This is a genomic window from Mesorhizobium sp. M6A.T.Cr.TU.017.01.1.1 (genome assembly GCF_004023115.1).
In the GTDB taxonomy this organism is placed as follows: Bacteria; Pseudomonadota; Alphaproteobacteria; order Rhizobiales; family Rhizobiaceae; genus Mesorhizobium; species Mesorhizobium mediterraneum.
In genome coordinates this window covers 1-10,092 of record NZ_RZTA01000167.1, presented here as the reverse complement: position 1 = coordinate 10,092, position 10,092 = coordinate 1, and the positions used below count along the sequence as shown (strand labels likewise).

The window sequence follows — 10,092 nt, the reverse complement described above, 5'->3', positions numbered from 1 at the left end:
ATCCCGCCGATCTGGCCGATGGAGGGCGCGTAAGCATCACCGCCGCTCAGGAGAGATAAAGCTACGATGCCGCTCATCTTCGACATCGCCATCACGCATATCGCCGGCCGCGGTCGCCAGACGCTGGTTGCCGTGATCGGCGTTGCCGTCGGTGTCGGATTCTCCATCGCCATGGCGGCGCTGATGCAGGGCGGGCAGGACGATTTCGTCAGGCAGCTCGTCGACACGATGCCGCATGTCGACATCACCGACGAGCAGCGCACCGCCCGCCGCCAGCCAGCCGAGGATGCCTTCGCGACAGTCGCGATCTCCGGGCTCAGGCCGCGCGACGATCGCCGCGGCATCATAAATCCGACCGCCGCAACCTCCTGGCTCGAGAGCTGGCTTCCCGGCCGGTTCGCGGCAAGCCTCAAAACGCAAGGTGTGATCCGCTATTCCAGCCGCGAAGTGGGCGCGGCGATCATTGGGATCGAACCGGAGCGCGAGTCCGGCGTGTCGCCGATCGTCGGAGACTTCGTCGAAGGCAGCTTTTCGGCACTTGCCGCGGGCGGCAACAACGTCCTCATTGGCGACACGATGGCGAGCCGGCTCGGCGCCGGGTTCGGCGACACGATAACGGCGGTTTCCTCCGAAGGACTGACGCGCAACTTCAAGATCGCTGGCCTGTTCCACACCGGCACCACCGCGCGCGACGAAGGTGAGGCCTATGTGCTGCTGAAGAACGCGCAGATCCTCTCCGCGCGGCCGAACGCCATCAACGAGATCCGCATCAAGCTCGACGATCCCAACCGCGCTCCGGCGGTGGCGCACCGTGCCGAGGCCGAACTGGGCTACAAAGCCGTGGCGTGGCAGGAGGCGAATGAATCGATCCTCGAAGCGCTCGTCGTGCGCAACGTCATCATGTACACCGTCGTCGGCGCGATCATGCTGGTCGCTGGCTTCGGCATCTACAACATCATCTCCACCATCACGCATGAGAAGGCACGCGATATCGCCATCATGAAATCGCTTGGCTTCCCGGAGTCCGACATGCGCCGGCTCTTTCTGCTGGAAGGCGTGGCCATCGGCGCTGCCGGCTCCGTGCTCGGCGCGCTGCTCGGCTTCTCCATGACCTATGCGCTGTCGCTGGTGCGCTTCGAGATCGCCGCGACCGGCCAGGAGATGACCCGGTTACCGATCGCCTGGAGCTTGATGCACTACGTCATCGCGTCGGCTTTCGCGCTGGGCTCGGCGGCAGTGGCCGGCTACCTGCCGGCGCGCCGTGCGGCGCGCCTGAACCCTGTCGAGATCATCAGAGGCGCGTCATGAGCGCACTCATCGAGGCCGAGAAACTGACGCGCGTGTTGCCTGAGACGGTTCCCGTCACGCTGGTCAAGGACATCACGCTCGCGATCGACGAGAGAGAATTCGTCGCCGTCACCGGTCCCTCCGGCTCCGGCAAATCCTCATTGCTCTATCTGCTCGGGCTGCTCGACCGGCCGACCGCTGGGACGTTGAGAATAGGCGGCCGCGACACCGAGCCGATGAATGAAAGGGAGCGCGCGCGGACCAGGCTTTCGATGTTGGGCTTCGTGTTCCAGTTTCATTTTCTGCTGCCGGAGTTCACGGCGCGCGAAAATGTCGAAATCCCAATGCGCAAGCTGGGCCGACTGGCGCGGCCCGAGATGCGCGAACGGGCAGGGGAGCTGCTTTCATCCCTCGGGCTCGGCGAGCATCTCGACAAGCGGCCTGACCAGCTCTCTGGCGGCCAGCGTCAGCGGGTCGCGGTGGCGCGCTCGCTCGCCAACGACCCGCCGCTTATCCTGGCCGATGAGCCGACGGGGAGCCTCGACAGCAAGAGCTCCGAGCAGGTTTTTGCAATCCTGGAGAATCTGGTGCGCGAGCGCGGCAAGACCGTCGTGGCGGTTACGCATGATCTCGACATGGCGGCGCGCATGGATCGCCGCATTCACATCGTGGACGGGAAGATCGGCTGATCAGCTTCTTCGGTTGCCGGGGCCATGGGGCAGGGCGCGTTTGATGCGATCGAGGGCATCTTTTCCGACAGCTTCGGCGCCGGCGTCAGCGAAGGATCGTCACGACACCGCCTTTCTTGCCCGCTCGAATATGGGAATGACGTTGTTGTTGTTCGATGGTCGCTCGCCGTTACCCATCACCCGGTCGAGGTCGCCGCGCTTGCGAAGGCGGGCCGCATCCAGAAGCATGCTGCCGGCCCAGCGATAGACATTGTTGTCGCGGACCATCTCACGCATGGGTCGCATGCGCTCGCGCTGTTCCTCCGGCGTCATGGTCAGCGCCTGCAGCAGCACCTCGCTCGTCATAGCCGTATCGTACGGATTGACGATCAATGCCTCCAGAAGCTCGCGCGAAGCGCCGGCAAAGGTGCTGAGCAACAACACACCCTGTTCGTCGTCGCGCGCTGCCACGAATTCCTTGGCCACCAAGTTCATGCCGTCATGCAGGCTGGTGACCATGCATATGTCGGCGGCGCGATAGATCTCGTAGACCTGTTCCTGCGCGTGATGTTTGTCTATCATCAGGACAGGACTGTAATCCTCGCTGCCGTAGCGCTGGTTGATATCTTCGACATAGCGACGGCATTCATCATGGAGTTGCCTGTAAGCCGGGAGCGTGCCCCGGCTGGGTGCCGCGATCTGAAGCAGAACCAGTTTCCCGACCCATTCGGGATGTCTCGTGAACAATTCTTCCAGCGCCCGGAAACGGTCGAGAATGCCCTTCGTGTAGTCGAGACGTTCGACGCCGACGCACAGTTTGACATCCGCTTTCAGTCCGAACCTCTCGCGCAGGCGGGTGCGGCATTCTTCGACCTCGGGCAGTTTCGCCAAAAGTTCGGCCGGCCATTCTATGGAGATGGGATAGGCGTGCACCAGCGTCGTCTGTCCGCCGTAGGAGATCGCCGCATCGGCCCGTTCTATACGGCTTTCCAGGAAGCGATCGACGCTTTCGGCGAAATTATTGGCATGGAACTGGGTATGAAAGCCGATGATGGAGCTGCCGAGCAGGCCTTCCAGGACCCGTTCACGCCAAGGGCAGATGCTGTACACTTCCGGGTTGGGCCACGGGATATGCCAGAAAGTGATGACGATCGCCTCGGGCAGGCGCTCGCGGATCATGCGCGGCAAGAGCGCGAAATGGTAGTCCTGGACCAGCACAATCGGCCGCGCGTTGCGCGCTTCGGCAACCACCGTATCAGCGAACTTCCGGTTGACGGACTCATAGGCCTCCCAATCCGACGCGCGGAAAATCGGGCGGGTGAAGGCGATATGGCAAAGCGGCCACAGACCTTCATTGGCGAAGCCCAGATAGTAGCCCTTGTATTCTTGCTCTGTCAGCCAGACCCTGCGCAGCGCGTAGGACGGATTGCCAGGCGGCACCTCAACCCGGTCGTTCTTGTCGACCACGAGACGGTCCGCTGTTCCGCCGCCGTAGGCGATCCAGGTGCCGGCACAGGCGCGGGTGATCGGCTCGAGCGCGGAAACCAGCCCGCTGGCCGGTACCAAGAGCTCGACGCCATCATCCCCGATGTTGTGGATGTAGGGCTCGCGGTTGGATACCACGATCACCTGCGTTTCCGGCAGATCGTCGGCCAGAATCTTGCGCAAGGTGTCGGGCGACCATGTGATCAGCGCTGCATCGACCGCGTGTCCGTTCTTTTCAAACTCTCGCAGCACTTTGCGAGCCGCTTCCGAAGCCACGTCCTCGCCTGAAGCGTATGCGACAGCTGGCGTGTGGCTGTGGCGTCGTTGGAATGCCGAGAATACCACGGCAGCAGCGGAAAGGCCGAGGCTTGCAAGGATCAGAAGCAAGAGAACCTCTATGCCATAGTCTGACATTGGAACAGCGTTTTCCCTTTGGCCGGTCGGTGGCCATTTTTCTTTGTTTTTCGAAGCCGGCCACTGGTGACATGCCGCTGTGCGCCGGCATGATTTGCAACGCACGGATGGGCCATCGGTTCCGGTAGTTGGAGCGAGGCGGCAATTCGATATGCAAAGCCAAACTAGGTCCGAACGATGAGCGGCACCAAGCCCTCGTGCCGGTCGGCGAGATAGGCGACGACCCTATCGCCGACGCGCTGAAATGTCAGATCCACCGCCCTTGCGCCAACGCCCAGATGCCTCAGCGTGAGCATGTCGATACCAATCGGCAGCCTGGGCCGGGTGACGTGGATTTCGCCCTTCCAGCCGTCGATCTCCAGGCCGAGACAGGCCTGCATCAGCATGAAGGCAGACCCGGCCGACCACGCCTGCGGCAAGCAGGCGACGGGATAGGCGATCGGCGCTTCGCCCGGCGCGCGGGTAAAACCGCAGAACAGTTCGGGCAACCGCATGTTGAAATGGACCGCCGATTCGAAGGTGCTGCTCATCAGCCGGACCACGCTTTCACGCTCGCCAAAGCGTGCCAGACCGGCGCCGCACATGGCGGTGTCATGTGGCCAGATCGAACCGTTGTGGTACGACATCGGGTTGAAGAACACAGCATCGTCGGCGAGCGTCCTCAGCCCCCAACCCGAATGGAAGGACGCCGAAAGCAGCTGGTCGGCGACCATCTGCGCCCGCATCGGCTCGGGGAGCCCGACATAGAGAAGATGCCCGACATTAGACGTCCGCACCTTGCAGGGCTCGCCGGCGCCGTCGATCGCCAAGGCATAGAAGCCGAGATCGTCCAGCCAGAAATGGCGTTCCACGGAGGTGCGCATCGCCTCGGCGCGGCTGTCCCAATGATCGGCCCTGTCGTCCTCGCCGCGGCGACGGGCGAGCGCCGCCAGCCCCCGGAACGCGGCAAAGACATAGCCTTGCACCTCCACCAGGGCGATCGGTCCCTTTGGTATTCGGCCATCTGCATGGAAGACGGAATCGATACTGTCCTTCCATCCCTGGTTGGTGAGGCCGGACGCGGCGGCACGCTGATAGGTAACGAAGCCGGTCGGCCGGCTTGCGTCCTCGGTCCATTCAGCCGCCGCGCAGAGCGACGGCCACAGGCTGTCGACAAACGCCATGTCTCCGGTGCGGTCCGCATAGGCGCAGGCGAGATGGATGTAGAGCGGCGTCGTGTCGACACCGCCATAGTAGCGGCCGAAGGGGAGCTCCCTCAGTGCCGCCATTTCACCTTTGCGGGTCTCGTGCATGATCTTACCCGGCTGCGAGTCGCTGAACGGCGATGTTTCCGTCGCCTGGTGCTGGGCAAGGAAGGCCAGCACGCCTCGCGCCAAGCCCGGGTTAAGCCACAGCATCTGCAACGCGGAGATCACGCCGTCGCGGCCGAACGCCGTCGAAAACCAAGGAATGCCCGCATAGGGGTAGGGTCCGGTCGTAAGCTCGGTGGTCAGCAGCGCCACATCCGCGCGGGCGCGCGCGACCCAATCGTTGAAGACGCGCCCGGAACTATGCACCGTGGCACCATGGCGGCGCTTGGCCCGCATGCCGAAGCGAGCCCGGGCCGCGGCGGCGCGGTAGCGATCGCGGTTCGGCGTTTCCGCGACCTCGGGACCAACCTCGACATACAGCACCTTGCTGCTGCGCCTCGTCACGGCAATCAGGAAATCCGCATGGTCGGCCGCCAGATGGTCCGGCGCCTGCGAGAACGATATCGCCGACATCCGCGCCAGCCCGTCCAATCCGTCGTAGCGAAGCAGGACGGAGGTCGCATCCGTCTCGGCAGCATGGGCCATACCGCGCTTTAGCCTTGTCGAGCCGCGCACTTCGAACATGTCGCGGAAATCGGCGGCAAAGTGCAGCGAAACGCGGATGGTGGAGTGTTCCTGGCTGTAATTGGAAAGGGTGATGCGTTCAAACAGCCGGTCCTGCCAAAGCAGGCGGACACGTTCGATATGGATCGCGCCCTGCGGAATGTCTCGGCCGCGGACGCTCTGCATCGGCAGATTGGTCAGGTTGGAGGTGAAGAGCACATTGTCCTGACTGAGCGACGCGCCGAGCAGCGACGTTTGCCGGCCGCCGACTGTCAGCCGGAATTCGGAAAGCACTCGCGTGTCGTCACGGAAGAAACCGTCGCCGGCGCCGCGGATATCGCCGTAAGCGTCGGCCACGGCAAAACAATCGCCTTGCTTGAGGGCGAACAGCCGGTGCGGCTCCCGCGGTGCGGTGGCGTCCAGGGAGGCAAGTGCCACCGCGGGATCAAGCTTGCGCTCGTCGAGTTGGGTCATTCGCTATACATCTCTCTCGTTCGCTCTGCGCCCCCGAGGTAACGCCGCTTACGACGCCCTTGCTTCGGCCGAGGCACCGATCAGGCGCGCATAGGCGGAAACATAGTCGCGGGTCATTCTTTTAGCGGAAAACCGCCTTTCGAAGACAGCCCGCACCTCCCGCCTGTCGAGCCGCAGCATGCCGGGCACAGACGCGACCGCGTCCTCCATGGAATCCACGATAAAACCGGTCACGCCCTGATCGACGATCTCCGGCATGGCGCCGCAGTTCCAGGCGATCACCGGAGTGCCGCAGGCCATCGCCTCTATTACGGCGAGACCGAACGGCTCGGGCCAGTCGATCGGGAATATGAGGCCTGCTGCCTTGCCCAGGAACTCCGCCTTCTTGTCCTCCTCGATCTCGCCGACATAGTCGACACGGTCACCGTCGACCAGCGGCTCGACCATCTTGCGGAAATAGGCGCGGTCGTCATCGCCGACCTTTGCCGCAAGCTTCAGTTTCAGCCCCGAGCGCAGCGCGACCTCGATGGCACGATCCGGACGTTTGTCGCGCGACATCCGGCCAAGGAAGGCGAGGTACGGCTTCCCTGGGCTCGTTTCGAAAACCGGTTTGTAGATCTCGGTCGGCAGCCCGTGGTGGATCGTCGCCAACCAGTTCGCGTTGGCGAGCCCCGTTCTTTGGCTACGGGAAACGGAGATCATCGGAAAGCGTGGAAAACGCTCATAGGCCGGCGCCAAATCGACATAGTCGAGCCGGCCATGCGGCGTCGTCACCGTCCGCTCGGGCATGTGCTCGAAGAAGGAAAAGTGCAGAAAATGGCTGAGGTGAAAGTGAATAATATCAAATTCTTGAGCTTGTTTCCTCACCTTGGAAAGCATCGAAAGATGCGCGGCTGTGTCGGATTTCAGCGGGCGCGGGTCAAGACGCAGCGCTCGCTCGCGACACGGTACCAATTTTGCCGACGTCCTTGTATCGCCACTGGCGAACAAGGTTACGCCATGGCCAAGCTCGACCAATCCTTCGGTCAGATAGGAGACAATGCGCTCCGTACCTCCATAGAGCCGGGGCGGCACGGATTCATGGAGCGGCGCCACATGGGCTATTCTCATAGTCTGGCGTTTCCCTCAAAGATCATCGCTGAAGTCGAAATGCATCAGCCCCCCGAACGTTCCCGCAACGGCAAGAAGTCGGGCGATGACTGGCGATTCACTCAGCTGGTCCGCAGCCATTTATCAAGGCCGTGGGCATTTTTGCCGGGAACCAATTGGCTGGCCGTGAATTTAACTAGGTTCGATCGAACGCATCGCGATCGACCGGGAGGAACAAATGGATCGCCTACAATTCTTTTCGCCTGTGCGGATTTCGCACGGGCAGGGACAGCCTGTGGAGGACATTGAGGGCGTTAATGAAGCGATGGCGTTTTTGCGGAAATGGCCGAGAGGACGGCGCGGGCCGGTGTATCAATGCGCGCTGAACTGCTGCGCTGCGGCTCTGGCAGGTCAGATGTCTGCCGAGGAAGCAAGAAAGGCTTTTGCGGGCTTTGCCCGGATCACCCGGTTGCTGGATGACGACATGACGCTGCCGATAGGCAGCGAAAAGATGGACAGCGTATACACGCCGAGGCGATAGACGCCCGCCCACTTTTCTTCAATCTAGCGCTGTGTCGGAGCCGGCGTGCCTGTCGGGACGCTATATCCACCTTCTAAATCGAATGCCGGCTTCATCGAATGCGCGCACCATTTGAGCTTCCAGGGCGCGCTTCTCCCGTCTCGCGGGATTCCTCAGTTTAAGAGAGTGGAATTCCACATAGGCGGCATATAGATCACGATGGGTCCCAGCCCTGATCAAATCATCAAGAATTTCGTACTCTGCCCCTTCGACGTCGAGCTTGAGAACGATCACATCATACAGCTTACGCTTTGTCCGGATCATCTCTGAGAGCGAAAACGTTTCGACGAGGTCCGGCGCAAATCGCTGCGATTGATACAGGCTTCCGTTGTGGTCCAAGACTAGCGAGCAACTTTGGTGGGTGGCCTCCGACCGTTCTGGAGGGGGGCCAAACAATTCAGCGTAGCCATCTTTCACGCTTGCCGCCTTTGCGACAATCTCCATAGTCAAATTTTCTGCGCGCAAAGCATTAAGCTGAGCAAGGCAATTCTTGTTGGGTTCGATCAAAATGTAATCGTATCTATCGGGCGTGTAGTATGCAGAAAAGTATCTAAACCCTTGGCCTATATTTGAGCCGCAATCGATAAACAATCCGCGACTTCGCTTTGTCAAATTGAGATGGGACAATGCCTGCCTTGCATCAGACGCAACGCGAGGGCGAAGCCCTTGCGATCTAAGCGGCTCGGTCAGCGACAGGGCCGACAACTGGAGGAGTCGACCAGGTCCCTCGGTTCGTAAGACCTCTAAGGATTGCTTGATCTTTCCCATGACCCCTCATTGCCAATAGCACTGCCGGCTCCGTTGCGGCCTAGCAACCCGCTTGCTGCTTTGCCCGCGGAACTGACGTCTACCGGACTCTCTCCAAGCTCAGACACGCATCGCCTTGTGCGGGAGAAGGGCAGGTCCACTCATCTTCAATTTCTAGCCATTGAGATATGAACTCTCATCCTACGAATGAATGACAGGCCATACACGTTTCGCCGAAACACTGCGCAACGAAACCAGCGCGGTTCCTTTGGCCTGCTGCTGGTTCAGGGGAACCGGCACTTTAAGCTAATCTTGCCGTTTCCTGGAGATCCACGGGCTGAGGGTAGCCTGCTTTGCAAGACATGAGGGGAATCGACTATGCCGAAATGGCCTAGAATGGTTTTGGGGACGGTCCGCGCCAGAGCATCCACGCTCGCCAAAGAGACAGGCTTCAGGTGCAGTTTGTCCACCTGTCTCTGTTGGCGACCGCTGGCCCTCGCGCGATCTCGTTTCCCGCCAGCTCTTCAGGTCACAAAGAATGCGCCTGCCGTAACCGAGAGACCTGGAGAAAGGGTGGCGAACTGTGTTTGAGCTGCGCCGCCGATGCCGTCGCTGTCGAAGGAGAGCGCTCCAGTTGAACTGTTGTAGATAATATGGTCGGAGCTATCATCCGCGGCCTTACCCGCAAAGAAAGCGTCGGATGTGAGCGTGCCCAACTTGAGCCCGGCAAAAATCGCGTCGTCGAGGTGGATCTTGTTCTGGGACGAATTGAAGTCGGTAATCCTGTCGACATTGCCGTTACCAAGGGCGCTATTGAAGAGGAAAATGTCGTTGCCGCCAAAGCCGCTCAACTTGTCGGCACCGCCGCCGCCGTTGATGACGTTGGCGCCGGCATTGCCCTGGATGGTTTGGGCCAACTCGTTGCCGGTCAGGTTGATTGCCGTGGTACCGGCGTCGTTCGTGGTGCCGAGGACTTCAATCGACGAGCCGGCTGAGAGCGCGTAGTCCACAGCGGTCCACACCCTGTCTTGACCCTGGCCAGAGGACTCGATCACCCTATCGCCGGCATGGTCGGCATAGTAATCGTCGTTGCCGCCAAAGCCGCTCAACTTATCGACACCGCCGCCGCCGTTGATGACGTTGGCGCCGGCATTGCCCTGGATGGTCTGGGCCAATTCGTTGCCGGTCAGGTTGATCGCCGTGGTGCCGCCGTCCTCAGTGGTGCCAAGGACTTCAATCGACGAACCGGCTGAGAGCGCATAGTCCACAGCGGTCCACACCCTGTCTTGACCCTGCCCAGAGGACTCGACCACCTTGTCGCCGGCACTGTCGAGATAGTAATCATCATTGCCGCCATGGCCGGCCATTGTGTGGGCACCGGTTGCCCGAAGAACATCGGCTCCGCTGGTGCCGTCGAGTTTATCGGTAGTCGGAGGTGGGGTGTCGGTAGGAGGTGGGGTGTCGGTAGGAGGTGGGTTGTCGGTAGGAGGCGGGG

General features: G+C 61.3%; 8 protein-coding genes. 3 read left to right on the top strand and 5 right to left on the bottom strand.

The window, feature by feature from the left end; translation table 11 throughout:
- Positions 1-66: 66 nt before the first annotated feature.
- Complete coding sequence (locus EOB36_RS31475; protein ID WP_127203855.1) at positions 67-1,308, top strand: ABC transporter permease; 1,242 nt, start codon at positions 67-69, stop codon at positions 1,306-1,308.
- Complete coding sequence (locus EOB36_RS31470; RefSeq protein WP_095485220.1) at positions 1,305-1,976, top strand: ABC transporter ATP-binding protein; 672 nt, start codon at positions 1,305-1,307, stop codon at positions 1,974-1,976. The genes EOB36_RS31475 and EOB36_RS31470 overlap by 4 nt, the downstream gene beginning before the upstream one ends.
- 99 nt (positions 1,977-2,075) lie before the next feature.
- On the opposite strand, the gene EOB36_RS31465 is transcribed toward EOB36_RS31470, so the two are convergent.
- The 3 genes from EOB36_RS31465 to EOB36_RS31455 all read right to left on the bottom strand — a co-directional run bounded on the left by EOB36_RS31465 (position 2,076) and on the right by EOB36_RS31455 (position 7,291).
- Positions 2,076-3,854 (bottom strand): trehalose-6-phosphate synthase, encoded by a 1,779-nt coding sequence (locus tag EOB36_RS31465; RefSeq protein WP_128286414.1) that lies wholly within the window; start codon positions 3,852-3,854, stop codon positions 2,076-2,078.
- Between the two features lie 164 nt (positions 3,855-4,018).
- Positions 4,019-6,181, bottom strand: a complete 2,163-nt coding sequence (locus EOB36_RS31460) for an amylo-alpha-1,6-glucosidase (RefSeq protein WP_095485218.1) — start codon at positions 6,179-6,181, stop codon at positions 4,019-4,021.
- A 48-nt stretch (positions 6,182-6,229) separates the two neighbouring features.
- Entirely contained in the window at positions 6,230-7,291 is a 1,062-nt protein-coding gene (locus tag EOB36_RS31455; RefSeq protein ID WP_128286413.1) for a glycosyltransferase family 4 protein, read from the bottom strand.
- A 217-nt stretch (positions 7,292-7,508) separates the two neighbouring features.
- Between EOB36_RS31455 and EOB36_RS31450 the strand changes: the two genes are divergently transcribed.
- Positions 7,509-7,811 carry a DUF982 domain-containing protein gene (locus tag EOB36_RS31450; RefSeq protein ID WP_128286412.1) on the top strand — a complete coding sequence of 101 codons (303 nt, stop codon included), beginning with the start codon at positions 7,509-7,511 and terminating at the stop codon, positions 7,809-7,811.
- Positions 7,812-7,871: 60 nt separating this feature from the next.
- On the opposite strand, the gene EOB36_RS31445 is transcribed toward EOB36_RS31450, so the two are convergent.
- Positions 7,872-8,618: an FkbM family methyltransferase gene (locus EOB36_RS31445; RefSeq protein WP_128286411.1), complete on the bottom strand. Its 747-nt coding sequence runs from the start codon at positions 8,616-8,618 to the stop codon at positions 7,872-7,874.
- A gap of 503 nt (positions 8,619-9,121) precedes the next feature.
- Positions 9,122-10,092 (bottom strand): calcium-binding protein (locus EOB36_RS31440; protein WP_164897670.1); only part of this gene is annotated, 971 nt, incomplete at its 5' end.

Bases quoted from the DNA above. Each gene is read 5' to 3' on its own strand.
- EOB36_RS31475 (WP_127203855.1), top strand. From the start codon at position 67: ATGCCGCTCATCTTCGACATCGCCATCACGCATATCGCCGGCCGCGGT.
- EOB36_RS31470 (WP_095485220.1), top strand. From the start codon at position 1,305: ATGAGCGCACTCATCGAGGCCGAGAAACTGACGCGCGTGTTGCCTGAG.
- EOB36_RS31465 (WP_128286414.1), bottom strand. From the start codon at position 3,854: ATGTCAGACTATGGCATAGAGGTTCTCTTGCTTCTGATCCTTGCAAGC.
- EOB36_RS31460 (WP_095485218.1), bottom strand. From the start codon at position 6,181: ATGACCCAACTCGACGAGCGCAAGCTTGATCCCGCGGTGGCACTTGCC.
- EOB36_RS31455 (WP_128286413.1), bottom strand. From the start codon at position 7,291: ATGAGAATAGCCCATGTGGCGCCGCTCCATGAATCCGTGCCGCCCCGG.
- EOB36_RS31450 (WP_128286412.1), top strand. From the start codon at position 7,509: ATGGATCGCCTACAATTCTTTTCGCCTGTGCGGATTTCGCACGGGCAG.
- EOB36_RS31445 (WP_128286411.1), bottom strand. From the start codon at position 8,618: ATGGGAAAGATCAAGCAATCCTTAGAGGTCTTACGAACCGAGGGACCT.